Origin of the sequence: Pseudomonas hamedanensis (assembly GCF_014268595.2) — a bacterium.
GTDB classification, from domain to species: Bacteria; Pseudomonadota; Gammaproteobacteria; order Pseudomonadales; family Pseudomonadaceae; genus Aquipseudomonas; species Aquipseudomonas hamedanensis.
On sequence record NZ_CP077091.1, the window covers coordinates 2078264 to 2098720 of the forward strand.

A 20457-nucleotide genomic window follows, 5' to 3' on the forward strand; every position below is an offset into this window, starting at 1 on the left:
CGCCACCGACCTGTAGGAAGCCGCCCTGATGAGCCCAACGTTCGACGTCGTGGAACTCGCCACGACCTATGCCAATAAATCCGCCCAAGACATCCTCAAACTGGCGTTTGCCGAGTTCGGCGATGACCTGTGGATCTCTTTCAGCGGCGCCGAGGATGTGGTGCTGGTGGACATGGCCTGGAAGCTCAACAAAAACGTCAAAGTGTTCAGCCTCGACACTGGTCGTCTGCACCCCGAGACCTACCGGTTTATCGAGCAGGTACGCGAGCACTACAAGATCGACATCGAAATCGTCTCGCCGGACCACGCGAAACTGGAACCGTTCGTGAAGGAAAAAGGCCTGTTCAGTTTCTACCGCGACGGCCACGGCGAATGCTGCGGCATCCGCAAGATCGAACCGCTGCGGCGCAAACTGTCCGGCGTCAAAGCCTGGGCCACGGGCCAGCGCCGCGACCAGAGCCCCGGCACCCGCAGCGCTGTAGCCGTGCTGGAAATCGACACCGCGTTCTCGACGCCGGAACGCACCCTGTACAAGTTCAACCCACTGGCGCAGATGACCAGCGAAGAGATCTGGGGCTACATCCGCATGCTCGAATTACCGTACAACAGCCTGCATGAGCGCGGCTTCATCAGCATCGGCTGCGAACCCTGCACCCGCCCGGTCCTGCCGAACCAGCATGAGCGCGAAGGCCGCTGGTGGTGGGAAGAAGCGACGCAGAAAGAGTGCGGGTTGCATGCGGGGAACATCATCAGCAAGAGCAAGGCCTAGTCCTCAGCCGCGCTGATTTCCCTGTGTAGAGTGAGCCTGCTCGCGATAGCGCTGTGTCAGCTGAGATGGGTCTTGCTGATACACCGCTATCGCGAGCAGGCTCACTCCTACAGTAATCTCGAGCGACGCGAAAAATGTGTACACACAAATGTCACCATCGGTGCCATTTATGTGTGCACTTTTTGTTTTCGCGCCCTGAAAAGTTACACGCCTTTCAAAAGATCCCCGCCCTCGCCTGCCCTCGAAATTTTTTCCTGAAAAAATTAACCTGTTCATTTGGTCAATTTTAATCGTCATTTTTTCAGCAACTTATCGCGACTCGATAACTTTTCGAAATGAGCACGGCTGCCCATAGATTCGCAATTGGCACAGATCTGGCTTTAGTGCATACATGTTTTGTATACAAAACCGCAAAACATGCACACACTTTCGATCCGCACGCCTGAAGCGCCCTATCCCGTACAGGCTGCAGATGCCCCTAACCTGCGATGTTTCATTGCCGCGACGAAGATTTGTCGAGCCTGGCGGCTCATGCACAGTCATCGCGGCCCTGAGCATCAGGAGCCTGCCGGAATGCGTACAAGTCTTTCGAACAACATCGCGCTGAATCTGCCGTCCTCCACACTTGACCAACCGTTGCCCCATGACGGGGTGGACGAGCCGCTGAGCCCGCGCCTGCACAACAGCGACCTGGCGCCGACCAAGGCCGAAGGCCGACGCTGGGGCAAATACAGCATCTTTGCCCTGTGGACCAACGATGTGCACAACATCGCCAATTATTCGTTCGCCATCGGCCTGTATGCGCTGGGCCTGGGCGGCTGGCAGATTCTGTTGTCGTTGGGGATCGGCGCGGCACTGGTGTACTTCTTCATGAACCTCTCCGGGTACATGGGCCAGAAGACCGGCGTGCCGTTTCCAGTGATCAGCCGCATCAGTTTCGGCATCCACGGCGCGCAGATTCCTGCACTGATCCGGGCGGTTATCGCCATCGCCTGGTTCGGCATTCAGACCTATCTGGCCTCGGTGGTGTTTCGTGTGTTGCTGACCGCCGTGCATCCCGGCTTCGCTGAATACGACCACAACTCGATCCTCGGTCTGTCGACATTGGGTTGGGTGTGCTTCGTGGCAATCTGGCTGGTGCAACTGGTCATCCTCGCCTACGGCATGGAAATGGTCCGCCGCTATGAAGCTTTTGCCGGCCCGGTGATTTTGCTGACGGTTGCCGCCCTTGCCGCGTGGATGTACTTCCAGGCCAACGCAACCATCGCCTGGTCGATCCGCGAACCGCTGACGGGCGGTGAGATGTGGCGCAACATCTTTGCCGGCGGCGCTTTATGGCTGGCGATCTACGGCACGCTGATCCTCAACTTCTGCGACTTCGCCCGCTCGTCGCCCTGCCGCAAAACCATCCAGGTGGGAAATTTCTGGGGTTTGCCGGTGAATATTCTGCTGTTTGCAGCGATTACCGTCGTGCTGTGCGGCGCGCAATTCCAGATCAATGGCCGCATCATCGAAAGTCCGACCGAGATCATCGCTTCGATTCCTAACACGTTTTTTCTGGTACTCGGTTGCCTGGCGTTCCTGATCGTCACCGTCGCGGTGAACATCATGGCGAACTTCGTCGCCCCGGCGTTCGTGCTCAGCAACCTGGCGCCGAAATACCTGACCTTCCGCCGCGCCGGGCTGATCAGCGCGACCATCGCCGTGTTGATCCTGCCGTGGAATCTCTACAACAGTCCGTTGGTGATTGTGTATTTCCTGTCCGGCCTGGGCGCTCTGCTCGGCCCGCTGTACGGGGTGATCATGGTTGACTACTGGTTGATCCGCAAAGGCCGGATCCATGTGCCGCAGCTCTACAGCGAAGCGCCACACGGTGCTTATTACTACAGTCGCGGCGTTAATTTCCGCGCGGTGGCGGCGTTTATTCCTGCTGCGTTGATCGCCATCGTCCTGGCATTGGTCCCGGGCTTCCACAGCGTTTCGCCGTTTTCCTGGCTGATCGGCGCCGGAATCGCCGGCATGCTGTATCTGATCATTGCCAAACGTCAGCCGCACTACGCCGATGTCAGCGGCGAAGCCATCGCGGTCGATAACGTCTGCCATTAATTTCCTCGCGGCCCGGTTTCGGGCCGCAAAACTGCCCGCAATAAGGATTTTCCATGCGCATTCTCGTGGTCAACGTCAACACCACCGAATCCATCACCGATGCCATCGCCCGTTCGGCGCAGGCCGTCGCCTCACCCGGTACGGAAATCGTCGGCCTGACGCCACACTTCGGCGCCGAGTCGATCGAAGGCAATTTCGAAAGCTACCTGGCCGCCATCGCCGTGATGGATCGCGTGATGTCCTACGATCAGCCATTCGATGCCGTGATTCAGGCTGGCTACGGCGAACACGGCCGCGAAGGCCTGCAGGAATTGCTCAACGTGCCGGTGGTGGACATCACCGACGCGGCGGCCAGCACGGCGATGTTCCTCGGCCATGCCTATTCGGTGGTGACCACGCTGGATCGCACCGTGCCGCTGATCGAGGATCGCCTGAAACTCTCCGGCCTGTGGGATCGCTGTGCCTCGGTGCGGGCCAGCGGCTTGGCCGTGCTGGAGCTGGAGCACGAGCCGCAGCGTGCGCTGGAGGCGATTGTGCACCAGGCCGAACTGGCGGTAACTCAGGACAAGGCCGAGGTGATTTGCCTGGGCTGCGGCGGCATGGCAGGGCTGGACGAGCAGATTCGTCGACGCACCGGAGTGCCGGTGGTGGATGGCGTGACGGCGGCGGTGACGATTGCCGAAGCGCTGGTGCGCTTGAACTTGTCGACGTCCAAGGTGCGCACCTATGCGACGCCACGGCCGAAGAACATTGTTGGCTGGCCGGGACGGTTTGCTCGATAGACCGTGTCATCGTTCATCGCGAGCAGGCTCACTCCTACAGGGGAACGCATTCCAAGTGTAGGAGTGAGCCTGCTCGCGATGGCCGCAACCAAGTCCCAAGCCTTGCTCAAACAGCACTAAACCGCCGCGCCAAGCCCTGCTCGGCGAACTGCTCGATAACGAAATCGACAAACGCGCGGGTCTTGCCCGGCAGGAGTTTGTGCTCGGCGTAATAGATCGAGATGTTGCCATCGTCGACAAACCAGTCCGGCAACACCCGCTGCAACGTCCCCGCCTCCAGATACCCAACGGCGAACGGCATACTCACCAGGGCAATCCCCAAACCTTGCGCTGCCGTCGCGCAGGCGGCTTCGGAATCGCTCATGGTCATCCGCGCCTTTAACGTCAACGGGTTGTGCTGCTGATCGCGGTGGGTCAGTTGCCAGGAGCGTACGCGCCCGGTTTGCGGTGAGCGGATCAGAATCCCGTCGTGCCGGGCGAGATCATCGGGATGGCTGATCGGCGCATGGCTGCGCAGATAATCCTTTGACGCCACCAATACACGATGGGCCGCGGTCAGCCTGCGCGCCACCACACCCGGCGGCAGTTCGAAGCCGCCGCCAATGGCCGCGTCGAAGCCCTGCCCGATCAGATCGACCTGGCGATTATCGAAGTGCCAGTCCGGGTTGATCGCCGGGTAGCGACGCAAAAACTCACCGAGCAGCGGCACGATATACAAACGTCCGAACACCGTGCCCATGCTGACTTTTAACGACCCGGCAGGTTGCCCTTCGGCGCTGGCCAGATTGGCCACGGCATTCTGGATCGTAGTCAGGCTCGCGCTGACCTCCGTCAAAAAGCGCTGCCCGGCTTCGGTCAGTGTCAGGCTGCGGGTACTGCGCTGAAACAGTCGCACCCCTAGTCGGGCTTCCAGCTTCGCCACGCTTTTGCCGACCGCGGCCGGCGTCAGGCTCAGGCGTCGCGCCGCTTCGGCAAAACTGCCGACTTCGGCACTGCGCACGAAGCATTCGATACTGCTGAAGGTTTCCATGAGCGCCACTATAAACTTCTGGTTTACACAGACTATAGCAATCAGGGTCTACACGGTTGTCGGTAACAGGTCGATACTCGGCTGCAACAACAGGGCGTCCCGCTTTGAACATTTGGAGATCGAAGATGACCACTCAAAACTTCAGCGGCAAAGTCGCTCTGATTCAAGGCGGTTCGCGCGGTATCGGCGCGGCCATCGTCAAACGCCTTGCTGCTGAAGGCGCCGCGGTAGCCTTCACCTACGTCAGCTCGGCGGCAAAAGCTGAAGAACTGCAAAACAGCATCACTGGCAATGGTGGCAAAGCCTTGGCGATCAAGGCCGACAGCGCCGATGCCGACGCCATCCGCCACGCCGTCAGCGCCACGGTCGAAGCGTTTGGCCGCCTGGATATTCTGGTCAACAACGCCGGCGTACTGGCCATCGCACCGCTGGAAGAGTTCAAACTGGAAGACTTCGATCAGACGCTGGCGATCAACGTGCGCAGCGTGTTCATCGCTTCGCAGGAAGCGGCGAAACACATGGGCGAAGGTTCGCGGATCATCAACATCGGCAGCACCAACGCCGACCGCATGCCATTCGGCGGTGGCGGCGTATATGCAATGAGCAAATCGGCATTGGTCGGTCTGACCAAAGGCCTGGCTCGCGATCTCGGCCCACGGGGCATCACCATCAACAATGTGCAGCCCGGCCCGGTCGACACCGACATGAACCCTGCGCACGGTGACTTCGCCGAAAGCCTGATTCCCCTCATGGCCGTGGGCCGTTACGGCACCGCCGATGAAATTGCCAGTTTCGTAGCGTATCTGGCCGGGCCGGAAGCCGGCTATATTACCGGGGCCAGCCTGACCATCGACGGTGGTTTCGGCGCCTGATTACCTTTTAAACCGCAAAAAAAAACGCCGCCCTTCGTGCTACAAAGGGCGGCGTTTTTTCCGTTGAGGGTCAAACCCATTCCAGCGCCGGCAGGCCAAAAGCGCTTGGAGTGAAGGCTTTCAGCGAGCGAAGAATGCCGTCAGCGTGGGCGTATTTTTCATCGGCCATCGCCGCGTCGGGGATGGCGATGGCGGTCATGCCTGCCGCTTTTGCCGCGGTGACACCGAACGGCGAATCCTCAAACACCAGGCAATCCTTCGGCGCGACACCCAGACGCCGGGCAGCGGTGAGAAAGATATCCGGCGCCGGTTTGGCCGCGCCGACTTCCGGATCGTCCGCCGTGACGATGAAATCGAACAGCGCAAACCAGTCGCGGTGCAAGGTGGTTTTCTGGCCGAACGACTGGCGTGAGGAACTGGTGCCGACCGCAATCGGAATGTTGTGCGCCTTGAGGTGACGCACCAGCGCCTCGGCCCCCGGCATTGCCTGAGCCTTTGGAAAACGCTCGCGCATCAGCGGCTCGCGGATCGTCAGGAATTCTTCCGGGGTAATCGGTAGCTCAAGCGCTTGCACCACGTAATTGGCCAGGTCGCTCGCACCGCGACCAATGATGTTCTGCTTGACGCTCCAGTCGAAGGTTCGCCCGTAACGCCCGGCGATGATGGAGGTGACCTCGGTGTAAATGCCCTCCGTGTCCAGCAACAACCCGTCCATATCGAAAATCACGGCCTTGATCGGGCCGAACGCCTTCAGCGGTGCATTCATCATCGGATCCGTTATCAAAGACATCCCGGGCGACATGCAAAGTGCCGCAACTCGGATCTGATTAATGGGTTCAGCAGCATAGCGAGGAGGATGGACGTAGGGCAACGGGCAATGCCCCTCTATCCGGGTTGTCCGATCAGCAGAACTCAGCGAAACATTGCCACCGGAAAAGGCTTACTGCTCATCCTCGTCATCTTCATCCTCCTCGATCAACGGCACCGTCGCGTCATCCATCAGCGAACCCGGGTCTTCATTTCCCGGATCGTTGATCTTTTCCGGATCGTTGATAAACGGCACGCCGCTCGGGCCTTTTTCTTCCTTGCCTTCGGTTTCAGGAGTCATGGCAAACCTCTCGATCACGTGGGATGTATGACGTTCGAAAAGCCCTACCGCCAATCGTTCCTCATTCCAACGGCCAGACACGAAAAACCCGGCGCCAGGCCGGGTTTCCGTTGATTCAATAACGTCAGTTTTTGTGTTTGTTTTTGTACTTATGCTTGTGCTTGTGTCCACCGGAGTGGGATCCGCCGTCGTCGTCACCCAGGTTGTTCCCGACCGCACCACCCGCTGCGCCACCCAAGCCTGCGCCGATGGTCGAACCGGTAGAGCCACCGAGGCTGTTGCCGACGACCGAGCCGCCCGCGGCACCGAGGCCGCCACCAATCGCGGCTTCGGTGCGATTACGTTTGTTCGCGCCAAGGGCACCGCCCGCCGCGCCGCCGACACCTGCGCCGACCGCCGCGCCCGTGCTTCCGCCGAGTTGTCCGCCAACCACATTACCCAGCGCACCACCGAGACCACCGCCTACGGCAGCAGTGCCGTCCCCGGCAGCCATCGCGCCCTGCGCCACGAACAAGCCGAAAAACAGTGCAGATAATGACAATCGCATATGAACCTCTCAATTCCCGAATCGGGACAGTCCGCCCAAGCGGGGCGTATGTGAATTGGAGATAATTTATGAAAAAACGTTCACCCATGAAAAAGCCCGACATCGAGTCGGGCTTTTTCTGACAGAAAATCCGTCTCAGTGGCCCTTGTGGCCTTTGCCCAGATTGCTGCCCACCGCGCCGCCGGCTGCACCGCCCAGGCCCGCGCCAATGGTCGCGCCATTTTTGCCACCGAGGCTGTGGCCAATCACCGAACCGCCGGCCGCGCCGACGCCACCACCGATGGCTGCCTTGGTGCGGCTGCCTTTGCGTGCAGCGACCGCGCTACCCGCAGCGCCCGCGACACCGGCACCAATCGCTGCACCGGTGCTGCCGCCCATTTTCTGGCCGACGACATTACCCAGCGCGCCGCCCAAGCCGCCACCCAGTGCCGCGGTGCCATCGCCGGCGGCCATCGCACCTTGAGCAACCAGAAGGCCAAAAACCACAGCGGGCAGTGTTAAACGCATGACGAAAACCTCAAAAAAAATGGGATGACAAAACGGGCCGGGATTTAATGCTCTCGACACACAAAAGTCCAGACGAAATCAAAAGATCCGCGTGCACTTGGCGCCGGGTTGGACAGCGATTGTGGAGAAGGTTTTATGCCAGGCAAAAAAAAGCCCGCTGGGGAGACGGGCTGGAGACTTGCTTTCTAACGGATGGCTTCACCCTACGTTGACCCACGTGAAAAGTTTGTGAAAAAAAACCCATATAAATGTCAACGGTTGCCAGGCGTTTTCACCCATAGGCTTGCGTCCATAAAAAACCCCGTTCAATGACGGGGTTACCGGGCGAAATCACTTTCCTTTCCTTGCCGTGACCTTGGGCAGAAACTTCGCTTTCGGCCCTTTCGGGGCTGTAGAGCGAATTTTTCCATTGCTCACCGGATCTTCGCCAAAACCCGACTGATACTCCGTCTGCCCGCAGCGCACGCAGTTGTTGAATGAAAACTCAGCGCCATCGTCTTCGATATACGGACCTGTCATAGCCTCTCCCCTCCGCAATGGGGCCGACACCGGCAAACCGCTTTGCCTGAAAAAATATCGACCTCCAAGGCTTTTGAGACTAGCCGGTCATTCCTGGACTTGTTGTTCATGCTGACTGATCCCGACGAATGGATGTGCCGCCATTCAGCGCGCCCTTACAACCTCTGGTCTTTCTCCGCTAAAGATTTTCAGTAGATGGCCGCTGCCCTTTTTCCTACAAATGAATCTCAAGGAGAGAACATGCAAATCAACGGATCCCCCAACCTGCCAGTCGTCAAGCTCACGGACAGGCAGATCGCCGCCGGCAAAGCCGCCGCGGAAAAACTCAAGGACAAGATCGCCTCGGGTGAAATCACCATCAAGTACCCGGATAAACCGATTTTGCAGCCAGGCGTCATCTATCATCCGAGCGAACCCGCGCAACCGGCTCAATCTGGCGGCACGCCGACCCTCGTCGCTATCGATACACCGTTGACCTACGACTCCAGAGGCACGGTCATTCTCAAACCACAAGGCTGATCGTCGGCAATAAGCCCATCCTTTGAACGGATGGGCTTCGCCGCTTATGGCAAAGGCATTCCCGAGTCAGCTAATCTGGCATCCTCGTCTCGCTGCCAAGGATTGCCAACATGATGCTAAAAACCGCTGCCTTGCTCTGCATGGCTCTCACGATCAGTGGATGCGGAACGATCAGCAGTGTTTTCCAGGAAGACTCCATCGCGGGCGAAGACCTGAAAAAGCGCCAGACCCACTGCGATTCGATTTCCCGAATCTACAGCGGTATCGGTTACGACTTCTGCACGCTGCACGCGCCTGAGTTACCGCAGAAAGGTTTCGCCGGTCGCCCCGCAGCGCCGCTGGTTCTGCTTGATCTGGCAGTCTCCGGCCTGGCCGATACGCTGGTTCTGCCGTACACCGCCTATCAACAGGTGAAACACGGCAACATCGAAATCTATCAGGCGCAAACGACCGCCCGGTGATCAGCGCAACTTCACCGCCGTACCGGTCACAAACACCACCACCATGCCGCCCTTGCCCGCCGGCATGCTGATCTCGAAATCCACCCCGACCACTGCATCCGCCTGCAACGCGCGCGCGCGTTCCTTGAGTTCGTCGGTCGCCTGCACGCGCGCCTCCTTCAAGGCCCGTTCGAGCGTTTGCGACCGGCCACCAAAAAAGTCGCGCATGCCGGCGAACAGATCACGGATCACGTTGACGCCTTGCACCGATTCGGCGCTGACAATGTCCAGATAGGCGGTGATCTCACGTCCTTCAACGGAGTGAGTGGTGGAAATGATCATGGAAGTCGTCCTTTTACAAAAATGTGAAGCCGAAACAGCCGTGCTTGGAGTCTATCGCCGCGCGCTCGGAAAGGCATTTGTTCCACTCTGCGCTTGCAACCGGCGTGCAACTCATGGTCGAGGAACAACAGAAGCCCATTCAATCCGAGCTTGCAGCGCTCTTTTCCAGACGCCAAAAACCACAAACCCCCGACTTTCTCTAGGAAAATCGGGGGTTTGTGTTTACTGAATGTGGCGGTGAAGGAGAGATTCGAACTCTCGATACAGTTTCCTGTATACACACTTTCCAGGCGTGCTCCTTAAGCCACTCGGACACTTCACCGTATCTCTGCAAACATGTTCTGTCTGTCGAGGCGCGCTAATGTAGTCGAAAGCTTTTCCGATGGCAAACTTTTTTTCAGAATTTTCATGTGCTTAAGAGAATACCCGGAGGGTCGCCACCGTGGGCCATGGCAAACCGGCCATTCTTCGGTGAGCACTGTGTCGCTATAGAGGAGTGCAATGGCGCGCCACGCCGGCTCAGCCGGAAAAAGGGTGACCGCAGGGTCAGTCACGGCGCTTTACCTGACTGGCGGCGGTGGGTAACGTCTGCCCATCTTTCTTACAAGGAATGGCGTCATGAGTGAGTTAATTTCCTACCACCTCGAAGACGGTATCGCGACCCTGACCCTGAACAACGGTAAGGTCAATGCCATCTCCCCGGACGTGATTGCGGCGTTCAACGCTGCGCTGGATCAGGCGGTGACGGATCGCGCCGTGGTGATCATCACCGGTCAGCCCGGCATTCTGTCTGGCGGCTACGATCTGAAAGTGATGACCGCCGGCCCTAAAGAAGCGGTATCGCTGGTGACCGCCGGTTCGACCCTGGCGCGTCGTCTGTTGTCTCACCCATTCCCGGTGATTGTCGCCTGCCCTGGTCACGCCGTGGCCAAAGGCGCGTTCATCCTGCTGTCCGCTGACTACCGCATTGGCGTCGAGGGTCCGTTCAGCATCGGTTTGAACGAAGTGCAGATCGGCATGACCATGCACCACGCCGGCATCGAGCTGGCGCGTGATCGTTTGCGTCGCTCGGCCTTCCATCGCTCGGTGATCAATGGTGAGATGTTCGATCCGCACAGTGCGGTAGATGCGGGCTTCCTCGATAAGGTGGTGTCTGCCGAGGAACTGCAAGGCGCCGCCCTCGCCGCGGCTCGTCAGTTGAAGAAGATCAACATGACCGCGCACAAAAACACCAAGCTGAAAGTCCGCAAGGCGCTGCTGGACACGCTGGATAACGCGATCATCCTCGACCAGGAGCATCTGGGTTAAAGCCTGGGTCCATGCGCAGAAGAAAAGCCCGACCGTCGTGTCGGGCTTTTTCTTGCCCGCCGGGTTTAAAAGGCAGCGACAGCTCTAGGACAGGTCTGCCCTTCAATTTAGAAACATGCGCTTAAACATCGGCCATCTCCGGAGTCTATAGCGGCAATTGCCGAAAACAGTGCACATCCGTACACTGCGCCACCTTTTGTCCCGGTGGGGCCTGAAAATGCTGTTCGTGTTTCGTATGTTATTGATGGGTCTGCACTTTGTTCTGGCTGGAGTGCTAGGAGTGATCCTCGGCGTGTGCCGCCCGTTCAATCCTGACAACAGTCGACTCTGCGCTCGCCTCTACGCGCTTCCGGCGATGTGCATTTTGCGTCTGCGGGTGAAATCCGACGTCGGTGGTTTGCTGGACAAACCCGACAGCTGCGTGATCATCGCCAATCATCAATCCAACTACGATCTGTTTGTGTTCGGCAACGTGGTGCCGCGGCGCACCGTGTGCATCGGCAAAAAGAGCCTGAAGTGGGTGCCGCTGTTCGGGCAGTTGTTCTGGCTGGCGGGCAATGTATTGATCGACCGCGGCAATGCGCACAAGGCGCGGCAATCGATGCTCACCACCACCCATACCCTGCAAAACGAAGAGACTTCCATTTGGGTATTCCCGGAAGGGACGCGTAACCTCGGCGAGGAGCTGCTGCCATTCAAGAAAGGTGCGTTCCAGATGGCGATCGCCGCCGGTGTGCCGATCGTTCCGGTGTGCGTCAGCAGCTACATCAAGCACATGCGCCTGAATCGCTGGCGCAGCGGCGACGTTCTCATACGTTCGCTGCCGGCGATTCCTACAGTCGGATTGACCATGGACGACATGCCCATGCTTATCGAGCAATGCCGCGAACAGATGCGCGAATGCATCGAATCGATGGATCGCCAACTGCAAGCCGCCTGAAAACCAAACCCGCCCTGTGCGGGTTTTCTTTTGCCCACTGAACTGTACAGATTTCACTGACTCTCAAGCAGCGACACGGCTAAGCTGAAGCCTTGTATCCTGTCACCTGCCAAGAAGAAGTGAATCACCACCATGGGTCGAGTTGTTGCTGCTGCGGTCTACAGCGCGGGAAAGAAAGTCACCAATATCACGCTGGACGAAGGCGCTGCCTGGGCCGCCAAACCCGGTCACTTTGTCTGGATCGGTCTCGAAGAACCGGACGCGCAGGAACTGTTCAACCTGCAACGTCAGTTCAACCTGCATGAACTGGCCATCGAAGATGCGCTGGAGAAACACAGCCGGCCAAAGCTGGAAACCTTTGGCGACGCTTTGTTTATCGTTACCTACTCGCCCGTTCGTGAAAACGGCGTTTTACAGTTCATCGAAACGCATATTTTCGCCGGCAAGGGCTACATCATTACCGCACGCAACGGCCACTCTGCCTCATATGCGCAAGTCCGCCAACGTTGTGAGGCACGTCCGTTGCTGTTGGAGCATGGGGAAGATTTCGTGCTCTATGCGCTGCTCGATTTCGTCATCGAGAACTATCAGCCCGTGGGCGAAGCCATTCATGCCGAGATTGATGAACTGGAGCGCAACGTGCTGTGCAGTGCGCTGAATGAGCGTGACATTCAAAAGCTCCATGGCCTGCGCCGCGATGTCGTGCGCCTGCGCCGGTACGCGGCGCCGATGGTAGAGATTGGCGAAGAACTGCAGAAACTCAGCTTCCCGTTCATCGACAAGAACATGCGCCCCTATTTCCGCGACGTGCAGATTCATGTGACGCGGCAGATGGAGGATCTGAGTACGCTGGCCGACATCGCCAGCCAGACCATCGAGATTGGCGTGTTGCTCGAGGCGTCACGGCAAAGCGTGGTGCAGCGCAAGTTCGCGGCGTGGGCGGCGATTCTGGCGTTTCCCACGGCGGTGGCGGGGATTTACGGGATGAACTTCGAGAACATGCCGGAGCTGACCTGGCATTACGGCTATTTCGGCGTGCTGGGGTTTATTGCGGTGGGCTGTGTGAGTCTTTGGGCGAGTTTCAAGCGGTCTGGGTGGTTGTAGCAGTGACCGCGTTGCCTGGGCGATTCGCGAGCAGGCTCGCTCCCACAGAGGATCAATGTAGGAGCGAGCCTGCTCGCGAAGCTTTTGGTCTCAAACTGTTTCTGGCTTGTGCGCCACAAACCGCATCATCCATTCCGCAACCGTAGCGCCATGATGCTCCTGCTCCAGGCTGGCGACGCCGTTGTTGTAAATCTGCGCACCCAGCGCTTCCTGGCGCAAATCCAGCAGCGCCCGCGAATAATCATGAATGAATTCCGGGTGCCCCTGGAAGCACAGCACCTGATCGTTGATGTGATACGCGGCGAACGGGCAGAAGTCACTGGACGCAATCACCGTGGCGTTCTCCGGCAGCGCCGTGACTTGGTCCTGATGGCTGATCAGCAGCGTCAGCTCTTCACGCACCGGACTCATCCATGGCGCCTTGGCTGCGAGTTTGTAGTTGTGGGTACCGACGCCCCAGCCTTGCGTCGCACGTTCGCTCTTGCCACCGAGCAGCAGCGCCAGCAACTGATGACCGAAGCATACGCCGAGCAGTTTGTCGCCACGCTCGTAACGCGCCAGCAGGTATTGCTTGAGGGTCTGAATCCACGGATCCGTGCCGAATGAATCGGCCTTGCTGCCGGTGACCAGGTACGCGTCGAAGCTCAGGTCATCGCTCGGGTAGTGGCCCTGCATCACGTTGTAGACGGTGAACTCGGCGGCAATCGGTTGCTGCGAGAACAGGCGCTGAAACATCTGCCCGTAACCCTGATATTGGTCGACCAGTTCCGGACGCAGGATGTCGGTTTCCAGAATGCAGATGCGTAGCGACATAAAAAATACCTGACACGTGATGGGAATAATGAACACCTCAGAGCCTGCCCTGAAACACCCTGGCAAGGCAAGCCCCGCAGTGCCCTCGGCCCCTAGAACATCTCACCGTTGGCGGCTTTATCCAGCAGCAGTGCCGGCGGTGCGAAACGTTCGCCGTACTGCTCCGCCAGATACTGCGCCCGGGCAACAAAGTCCTTCACCCCGTATTGGTTGATGAACTGCAGCGCCCCCCCCGTCCATGCGGCGAAACCGATGCCGAAGATCGAGCCGACGTTGGCATCGGCCGTCGAGGTCAGCACGCCCTCCTCGACGCAGCGCACGGTTTCGATAGCTTGAATAAACAGCAAACGATCACGCACATCCTGTGACGAAATCTGCCCATCGGCCTTCTCGAAACGGCTTTTCAGCTCGGGCCACAAATGCTTTTGAGCGCCGACCGGGTAATCATAAAAGCCAGCGCCCGCCGCCTTGCCGGGCCGTTTGTATTCGTTGAGCAGCAAGTCAATCACGGCAAACGCCGGGTGCTCGATCAGCGGTTTCCCTTCAGCCTGTAGGTCTTTGGCCGTCTGTGTGCGGATGTGGCTCATCAAGCTGAGGGAAACTTCGTCGGAGATGGCCAGTGGGCCTACCGGCATCCCGGCCTTGCGTGCTTCGGTCTCGATCATCGGCGCGCTGACGCCTTCGCCGAGCATGGCGATGCCTTCATTGGTGAACGTGCCAAACACTCGCGAGGTGAAGAAGCCGCGGCTGTCGTTGACCACGATCGGGGTCTTCCTGATTTGCAGGACGAAATCAAAACCGCGCGCCAGGGTGGCGTCGCTGGTTTGCGCGCCCTTGATGATTTCCACCAGCGGCATTTTTTCCACCGGGCTGAAGAAATGCAGGCCGATGAATTTGCTTTGATCCGGCACAGCGCGCGCCAGACCGGTGATCGGCAACGTCGAGGTGTTGGACGCAATCACCGCCTCGCCGCCAACGACTTTTTGCGCCGCCGCCGAGACCGTCGCTTTCAGTTCGCGGTCTTCGAACACCGCCTCGATGACCAGATCGCACCCGGCCAGATCGGCATCGTCCTCAGTGGTGTGGATCCGCGCCAGCACCTCATCACGCTGCGCAACCGTCATCTGCCCCCGTGCAACCTTCTTGTCCAGCAGTGCCGCTGAATGCGCCTTGCCTTTATCGGCCGCAGCGAGGTTTATGTCCTTGAGCACCACGCTGATACCGGCCGAGGCGCTGACAAAAGCGATCCCCGCGCCCATCATGCCGGCGCCCAGCACGCCGACCTTTTGCGTTTTATGTGGCGCGAAACCCTGTGGTCGCGAACCGCCGGCATTGATTTCATTGAGCTGAAACCAGAATGTGCCGATCAGGTTTTTCGCGATCTGCCCGGTGGTCAGCTCAGTGAAATAGCGGGTTTCGATCAGATGCGCTGTGTCGAAATCCACCTGCGCGCCCTCCACCGCCGCACACAGAATTTTCTCCGGCGCCGGCAGGGTGCCTTGGGTTTTCGCGCGCAGGATCGACGGTGCGATTGCCAGCATCTGCGCAACTTTCGGATTGGACGGTGTGCCGCCGGGGATCTGATAACCCTTGACGTCCCAACGCTGTACGGCCGCTGGGTTGGCGACGATCCAGGCACGGGCCTTGGCCAGCAAGTCATCGCGATCTGTCGCCAGCGCGTCGATCAAACCCGCCTGTAGCGCCTGCTGCGGGCGGATTTTCTTGCCTTCGAGCAAATACGGCAGCGCTTTCTCGATGCCAAGCAGGCGCACCATGCGTACGACGCCACCACCGCCCGGCAGCAGACCGAGGGTCACTTCCGGCAGGCCGAGTTGCACCGAGGCATCGTCCAGCGCCACGCGGTGATGACAAGCCAGACAGATTTCCCAACCGCCCCCCAGTGCCGCGCCATTAATAGCAGCGACCACCGGCTTGCCCAGTGTTTCCAGCGTGCGCAGTTGGCCTTTGAGGGCGAGCACCATGTCGTAGAACGCTTTGGCCTGCGGCTTGCCGACCTTGATCAGTTCGTTGAGGTCGCCGCCGGCAAAGAAGGTTTTCTTTGCCGAGGTGATGATGACTCCGACCAGACTGTCTTTCTCTGTGAGCAGACGGGCGACACTGGCCGCCATGGCCTCGCGGTACACGGCGTTCATGGTGTTGGCGCTCTGGCCCGGCAGATCGATGGTCAGCACGACGATACCGTCCTGGCCTTTTTCGTAACGAATGGCTTCGCTCATAGCAGGATTCCTTGAATGCGGGGCTCAGAGGCGTTCGATGATGGTGGCAATGCCCATGCCGCCGCCGACGCACAGGGTCGCCAGGCCATAGCGCAGGCGTCGGGTCTCCAACTCGTCGAGCAGAGTGCCGAGGATGGCGCAACCGGTGGCGCCCAGCGGGTGGCCCATGGCGATGGAGCCGCCGTTGACATTGACCTTGTCCGGGTCGACGGCCATGTCCTTGATGAACTTCAGCACCACCGAGGCAAACGCTTCGTTGACCTCGAACAGGTCAATGTCTTCCACGCGCAGCCCGGCCTTGGCCAACGCTTTGCGGGTGGCCGGCGCCGGGCCGGTGAGCATGATCGTTGGATCAGTGCTGGTGACTGCCGTGGCGACAATCCGCGCCCGGGGTTGCAGACCCAACGCGCGGCCCTTGGCTTCGGAGCCGATCAGCATCAGCGCGGCGCCATCAACGATGCCGGAGCTGTTGCCGGGTGTGTGCACGTGGTTGATCCGCTCGACATGGCTGTAGACCCGCAGCGCCGTGGCATCGAAGCCCATCTGGCCGATCATTTCAAAACTCGGCTTGAGTTTGCCTAAGCCCTCCAGCGTGGAATCGGCACGAATGAATTCATCGTGATCGAGCAGGATGATGCCGTTCTGATCCTGCACCGGCACCAGCGACTTGCTGAACGCCCCGCCGGCCCGGGCCCGCGCGGCTTTCTGTTGCGAATGCAGGGCGTAGGCGTCGACGTCCTGGCGGCTGAAGCCTTCAAGAGTAGCGATCAGGTCGGCGCCAACGCCTTGCGGGGTAAAATGGCTGTGCAGGTTGGTCTGCGGGTCCAGCGCCCAGGCGCCGCCATCGCTGCCCATCGGCACCCGCGACATCGACTCGACGCCGCCAACCACCACCAGGTCTTCGAAACCGGAACGCACTTTCATCGCGCCGAGGTTGACCGCTTCCAGCCCCGAGGCGCAGAAACGGTTGATTTGCACGCCCGCCACGCTGACGTCCCAATCGGCCATCTGCACGGCGGTCTTGGCGATGTCCGAGCCCTGATCGCCGATCGGTGTCACGCAGCCGAGTACCACGTCATCGACCTGACGGGTGTCCAGTGAGGTGCGCAGTTGCAGCGCGGTCAGCAATCCGGCCACCAGGTTCACTGGTTTGATACTGTGCAAGGCGCCATCGGCCTTGCCTTTGCCCCGTGGCGTGCGTAATGCGTCGAATATCAAAGCTTGGGTCATGACGTCCTCGAACCTGTGCGGTGATGATGGCGGGTCCGTCACTCTTGGCCGCATCGCGTCAGGATTCAATGACCACAGCGCTCAATGCGCTTGACGTACACGCTCAGACGGACGGTCATCGTCGATCAGGTGAACCGGTTCAGGTCGCCGAGTTGTCTAGCCAGCGGGCGCTACAGAAGCTGGCAATACGCCTCATAGCTTTTTAATCGCATTTTCCGAGATCTCCATGTGAAATGGATCTAAGCCTCGGCGCGCACCGGCCCTAAGGTGAACATGTACGTCATCGTTGTCGGGTTTTGCCGAGACGGTCGTCCCTCAACAGGAAGTGCAACGCATGCCGTCATGGATATGCAGGCAGGCATCAGGAAATAACAATAAAGGCGGTCAAGCCATGTTCAAACAACCGAAAGTTCGTCAAGCAGGGCTCATTCTTTTTGCCACGACGCTGTTGTTGATTTTGCCGAATCTGACCAAGGTCATCGGCTGACTCAAGCGCCAGGCGCTGACTGTCGCCACAGAAAATGTGACTGGCCCGCTACCCGGGCCAGCGTGGCTGTGCCAACCTTTGTGCACTTTCACGACATGGACGGCGATCATTTTGAAAACCCTCATTGCGTTCGGGGTCTTGCTGCTCAGCATGCCCTTGTCTGCCGCACAGCTGGAGTTGCAGCTTGGCGCGAACAGCCGCACCTGGCAGGCCGAAGAGCTGCTCAAGCTTCCCCAAATACGCACGCTCACGGTCAAAAACGATGTCTCTTATAAAAAAGACATGACCTACCGTGCGGTGCCCATGGCTGCATTGCTGACCGGGATCAAGCCCGAAGATCACCTGCAAGCGGTGGCGCTGGACGGGTTTGCCGCCGAACTGGCGGCGGCGCCGTTGCTCGACACCACAGGCGCGCGAGCCTGGCTGGCCATTGAAGATCCCGCTCAGCCGTGGCCGCCGCTGGGCGCGGGCAAACACAGCGCCGGGCCGTTCTATCTGGTGTGGACGGATCCGCAGGTGGGCAATATCAGCCCCGAGCAGTGGCCGTTTCAAGTCGCCAGCATCAAGCTGATGGCCCCGGTGGCCCAGCGCTTCCCTGCCCTGCTCCCCGATCCCGCGCTGAAGGCCGATGAACCGGTGAACCAGGGGTTTGCGCTGTTTCAGAAAAACTGCCTGGCTTGCCATCGCCTCAACGGTGCCGGAGATGCGCAATTCGGCCCGGATCTGAATATTCCGTACAACCCGACCGAGTATTTCGGTGCGGACTTTTTGGCGCGTTACATTCGTGATCCGCAGAGCTTGCGTCAGTGGCCGCAGGCGAAGATGCCCGGGTTTTCGGTGAAGGTGTTGCCGGACGCTGATTTGGAAATGTTGATCGGCTATCTCAAGCACATGGCCGGGCGCAAAGCCAAGCCTTGATGCCGAGCCCCTTGTAGGAGTGAGCCTGCTCGCGATAGCGGTGGGTCAGTCACAACGGTATCGCCTGATATGCCGCTATCGCGAGCAGGCTCACTCCTACAGGGGATGGTGCGAATCCTTACTGCTGCTGGACGGAGATGACCGGCGTCGGCGAGACAAACACCTTCGCATGCATCTGCTCGCAGCCGCCGCCCCGGCGCATGCCGCGTACCGGGCAGGCATCCAGGTAATCCAGGCCCACCGCCAGTTTCAAATGACGCTCGGGCCGCGCCAGTTGATTGGTCACGTCGAAGCTGTACCAGGCGTCATCCAGCCATGCTTCTGCCCAGGCGTGACTGGCCAGATGTTCGCAGTCCTCGCTGTACAGATAGCCCGACACATAACGCGATGGCACGCCGAGGCTGCGGGCGCAGGCCAGGAACGCGTGGGTGTGATCCTGACAGACCCCGGCCCGCCCGGCGAAGGCTTCGGCGGCGCTGGTATCGACTTCGGTCGAGCCCGGCCTGTAGCTCATGTGCTGATTCAGACCGTGCATCAGATCGATCAGGGCCGTGCGGTCACGGCGCTGCTTGCAGGCGTGCTCGGCAAACGCGCGAAGGGCTTCATCGGCTTCGGTCAAACGAGTGAAGCGCAGGAACGGCAACGCCGACTGGCTTTCATGCTCGGCTTCGCGCAGTTCGTCGATATCGACTTGGCCGCGAGCGCCGATAATGATCGCTTCGTGGGGCTCGTCCATGGTCAGCACATGCAGGATGTTGCCGAACGGATCGAGCTGCGCACGCACCGGACGCGGCAGGTCGAGCTGCCAGCTGAGGACGTGCTGACGCTCGCTGTCGTGGGGCGTCAGGCGCAGATACTGGATGCTCGCCCGTACCTGATCTTCGTAGTGATAGGTGGTCTCGTGGCTAATGGAAAGTCTCATGCAGCCTCCAGGTAGGAACTGTGAATGGCGTTGCCCAACTGGCGCACCAGCGGGATGAATTCGGTCAGCCAGGCATGCAGGCCTTCCTCGAGGATTTCGTTGATCCCGGTGTAGCGCAGGCGTGCATCCATTTCGGCAGCCAGACGTTGGGCCGGACGACCATTTGCGCCGGGCAATTGCGCAAGAATCTGGTCGATTTCTTCGGTGCAGGCGCGCAGTGACCGCGGCACATCGGCGCGCAACAGCAACAACTCGGCAACATGTCGGGCGCCGGGGGCATCACGGTAAATTTCCGTGTAGGCCTCGAATGAAGACAGGGCCCGTAACAGCGCACTCCACTGGTAATACGCGTGGGCCGTACCGTCACTGACCGCTTCGGCCTGATCGCCGGCCATTTCATAACGAGCATCGAGCAGGCGCAGCGTGTTGTCCGCGCGTTCGATAAACGTGCCGAGTCGAATGAAGCGAAAGGCATCGTTGCGCATGATCGTGCCGTAAGAGGCACCGCGAAACAGGTGCGAACGCTCCTTGATCCATTCGCAGAAACGGCTCATGCCATAGCGGCTGAGGCCTTGTTCGGCGATCCCGCGAATCTCCAGCCAGGTGGCGTTGATGTTCTCCCACATGTCCGCGGTGATACGCCCGCGCACCGCATGGGCGCTGGCTCGCGCCGCCCCCAGGCAACTGTAGATGCTCGCCGGGTTGGCGGCATCGAGGGCGAAAAAATGCAGCAAGCGTTCGGCATGCAATGCGCCGTGGCGTTCCAGATAATCATCCAGCGTGCCGGTGATGAGCAGCGGCATGGCGAGTTCGTGCAGACCGTCGCCGCGACCGTCTTGCGGCATCAACGACAGCGAATAGCTGATGTCGAGCATCCGCGCGAGGTTTTCCGCTCGCTCCAGATAACGCGACATCCAGTACAGATCCGAGGCAGTTCTACTTAACATGGCAAGCTTC

The 20457-nt window shown here is 59.5% G+C and carries 22 protein-coding genes, 1 tRNA gene and 1 pseudogene; 11 read left to right on the forward strand and 13 right to left on the reverse strand.

The window, feature by feature from the left end; genetic code table 11:
- Window positions 1-28: 28 nt before the first annotated feature.
- The 3 genes from HU739_RS08800 (at window position 29) to HU739_RS08810 (ending at window position 3657) form a co-directional block, all read left to right on the forward strand.
- The gene (locus HU739_RS08800; RefSeq protein ID WP_186551587.1) at window positions 29-769 is read left to right on the forward strand and encodes a phosphoadenylyl-sulfate reductase; all 741 of its coding nucleotides are present in this window, start codon (window positions 29-31) and stop codon (window positions 767-769) included.
- Between the two features lie 573 nt (window positions 770-1342).
- Window positions 1343-2875: an NCS1 family nucleobase:cation symporter-1 gene (locus tag HU739_RS08805; RefSeq protein WP_186551588.1), complete on the forward strand. Its 1533-nt coding sequence runs from the start codon at window positions 1343-1345 to the stop codon at window positions 2873-2875.
- Window positions 2876-2928: 53 nt separating this feature from the next.
- The gene (locus HU739_RS08810; protein ID WP_186551589.1) at window positions 2929-3657 is read left to right on the forward strand and encodes an aspartate/glutamate racemase family protein; all 729 of its coding nucleotides are present in this window, start codon (window positions 2929-2931) and stop codon (window positions 3655-3657) included.
- Between the two features lie 106 nt (window positions 3658-3763).
- On the opposite strand, the gene HU739_RS08815 is transcribed toward HU739_RS08810, so the two are convergent.
- Window positions 3764-4687 carry a LysR family transcriptional regulator gene (locus tag HU739_RS08815; protein ID WP_186551590.1) on the reverse strand — a complete coding sequence of 308 codons (924 nt, stop codon included), beginning with the start codon at window positions 4685-4687 and terminating at the stop codon, window positions 3764-3766.
- Window positions 4688-4812: 125 nt separating this feature from the next.
- On the opposite strand from HU739_RS08815, the gene HU739_RS08820 reads away from it, so the two are divergent.
- Window positions 4813-5559 carry a 3-oxoacyl-ACP reductase family protein gene (locus HU739_RS08820; RefSeq protein WP_186551591.1) on the forward strand — a complete coding sequence of 249 codons (747 nt, stop codon included), beginning with the start codon at window positions 4813-4815 and terminating at the stop codon, window positions 5557-5559.
- A gap of 70 nt (window positions 5560-5629) precedes the next feature.
- Here the strand turns inward: HU739_RS08820 and HU739_RS08825 are convergent, their stop codons facing one another.
- The 5 genes from HU739_RS08825 to HU739_RS08845 all read right to left on the reverse strand — a co-directional run bounded on the left by HU739_RS08825 (window position 5630) and on the right by HU739_RS08845 (window position 8240).
- Complete coding sequence (locus tag HU739_RS08825; protein ID WP_186551592.1) at window positions 5630-6325, reverse strand: HAD-IA family hydrolase; 696 nt, start codon at window positions 6323-6325, stop codon at window positions 5630-5632.
- 174 nt (window positions 6326-6499) lie between these two features.
- Window positions 6500-6667, reverse strand: a complete 168-nt coding sequence (locus HU739_RS08830; RefSeq protein ID WP_186551593.1) for a hypothetical protein — start codon at window positions 6665-6667, stop codon at window positions 6500-6502.
- A 124-nt stretch (window positions 6668-6791) separates the two neighbouring features.
- The gene (locus tag HU739_RS08835; protein WP_186551594.1) at window positions 6792-7214 is read right to left on the reverse strand and encodes a glycine zipper domain-containing protein; all 423 of its coding nucleotides are present in this window, start codon (window positions 7212-7214) and stop codon (window positions 6792-6794) included.
- A gap of 135 nt (window positions 7215-7349) precedes the next feature.
- Window positions 7350-7721, reverse strand: a complete 372-nt coding sequence (locus HU739_RS08840) for a bacteriocin (RefSeq protein WP_186551595.1) — start codon at window positions 7719-7721, stop codon at window positions 7350-7352.
- A 330-nt stretch (window positions 7722-8051) separates the two neighbouring features.
- A complete protein-coding gene (locus HU739_RS08845; protein ID WP_186551596.1) occupies window positions 8052-8240 on the reverse strand; it encodes a hypothetical protein in 189 nt (62 codons plus the stop codon).
- Window positions 8241-8480: 240 nt separating this feature from the next.
- Between HU739_RS08845 and HU739_RS08850 the strand changes: the two genes are divergently transcribed.
- The gene (locus tag HU739_RS08850; protein ID WP_186551597.1) at window positions 8481-8759 is read left to right on the forward strand and encodes a hypothetical protein; all 279 of its coding nucleotides are present in this window, start codon (window positions 8481-8483) and stop codon (window positions 8757-8759) included.
- 110 nt (window positions 8760-8869) lie between these two features.
- Entirely contained in the window at window positions 8870-9220 is a 351-nt protein-coding gene (locus HU739_RS08855) for a YceK/YidQ family lipoprotein (protein ID WP_186551598.1), read from the forward strand.
- Here HU739_RS08855 and HU739_RS08860 read toward each other — a convergent pair whose 3' ends face one another.
- Window positions 9221-9541, reverse strand: coding sequence for a YbjQ family protein (locus HU739_RS08860; protein ID WP_186551599.1), 321 nt, complete (start codon window positions 9539-9541; stop codon window positions 9221-9223).
- A gap of 232 nt (window positions 9542-9773) precedes the next feature.
- Window positions 9774-9863, reverse strand: a tRNA-Ser gene (locus tag HU739_RS08865).
- Window positions 9864-10159: 296 nt separating this feature from the next.
- On the opposite strand from HU739_RS08865, the gene HU739_RS08870 reads away from it, so the two are divergent.
- The 3 genes from HU739_RS08870 to HU739_RS08880 all read left to right on the forward strand — a co-directional run bounded on the left by HU739_RS08870 (window position 10160) and on the right by HU739_RS08880 (window position 12893).
- Window positions 10160-10849: a crotonase/enoyl-CoA hydratase family protein gene (locus HU739_RS08870; protein ID WP_186551600.1), complete on the forward strand. Its 690-nt coding sequence runs from the start codon at window positions 10160-10162 to the stop codon at window positions 10847-10849.
- Between the two features lie 217 nt (window positions 10850-11066).
- The gene (locus HU739_RS08875; protein WP_186551601.1) at window positions 11067-11789 is read left to right on the forward strand and encodes a lysophospholipid acyltransferase family protein; all 723 of its coding nucleotides are present in this window, start codon (window positions 11067-11069) and stop codon (window positions 11787-11789) included.
- A gap of 132 nt (window positions 11790-11921) precedes the next feature.
- A complete protein-coding gene (locus HU739_RS08880; RefSeq protein WP_186551602.1) occupies window positions 11922-12893 on the forward strand; it encodes a magnesium and cobalt transport protein CorA in 972 nt (323 codons plus the stop codon).
- A gap of 90 nt (window positions 12894-12983) precedes the next feature.
- Here HU739_RS08880 and HU739_RS08885 read toward each other — a convergent pair whose 3' ends face one another.
- The 3 genes from HU739_RS08885 to HU739_RS08895 form a co-directional block, all read right to left on the reverse strand.
- The gene (locus tag HU739_RS08885) at window positions 12984-13706 is read right to left on the reverse strand and encodes an amidotransferase (protein WP_186551603.1); all 723 of its coding nucleotides are present in this window, start codon (window positions 13704-13706) and stop codon (window positions 12984-12986) included.
- A gap of 92 nt (window positions 13707-13798) precedes the next feature.
- Window positions 13799-15943, reverse strand: coding sequence for a 3-hydroxyacyl-CoA dehydrogenase NAD-binding domain-containing protein (locus HU739_RS08890; protein WP_186551604.1), 2145 nt, complete (start codon window positions 15941-15943; stop codon window positions 13799-13801).
- A 24-nt stretch (window positions 15944-15967) separates the two neighbouring features.
- Window positions 15968-17173, reverse strand: coding sequence for an acetyl-CoA C-acetyltransferase (locus HU739_RS08895; RefSeq protein WP_186551605.1), 1206 nt, complete (start codon window positions 17171-17173; stop codon window positions 15968-15970).
- A 334-nt stretch (window positions 17174-17507) separates the two neighbouring features.
- Between HU739_RS08895 and HU739_RS08900 the strand changes: the two genes are divergently transcribed.
- Window positions 17508-17660, forward strand: a complete 153-nt coding sequence (locus tag HU739_RS08900) for a hypothetical protein (RefSeq protein WP_186551608.1) — start codon at window positions 17508-17510, stop codon at window positions 17658-17660.
- Between the two features lie 95 nt (window positions 17661-17755).
- Window positions 17756-18578 (forward strand): annotated as a pseudogene (locus tag HU739_RS08905) (c-type cytochrome).
- Window positions 18579-18696: 118 nt separating this feature from the next.
- On the opposite strand, the gene HU739_RS08910 reads toward HU739_RS08905, so the two are convergent.
- Both HU739_RS08910 and HU739_RS08915 read right to left on the reverse strand, forming a co-directional pair.
- On the reverse strand, window positions 18697-19500 hold the full coding sequence (locus HU739_RS08910; RefSeq protein WP_186551884.1) for a transglutaminase family protein: 804 nt from the start codon (window positions 19498-19500) through the stop codon (window positions 18697-18699).
- Complete coding sequence (locus HU739_RS08915; RefSeq protein ID WP_007914063.1) at window positions 19497-20447, reverse strand: alpha-E domain-containing protein; 951 nt, start codon at window positions 20445-20447, stop codon at window positions 19497-19499. The genes HU739_RS08910 and HU739_RS08915 overlap by 4 nt, the downstream gene beginning before the upstream one ends.
- Between the last annotated feature and the right edge of the window lie 10 nt (window positions 20448-20457).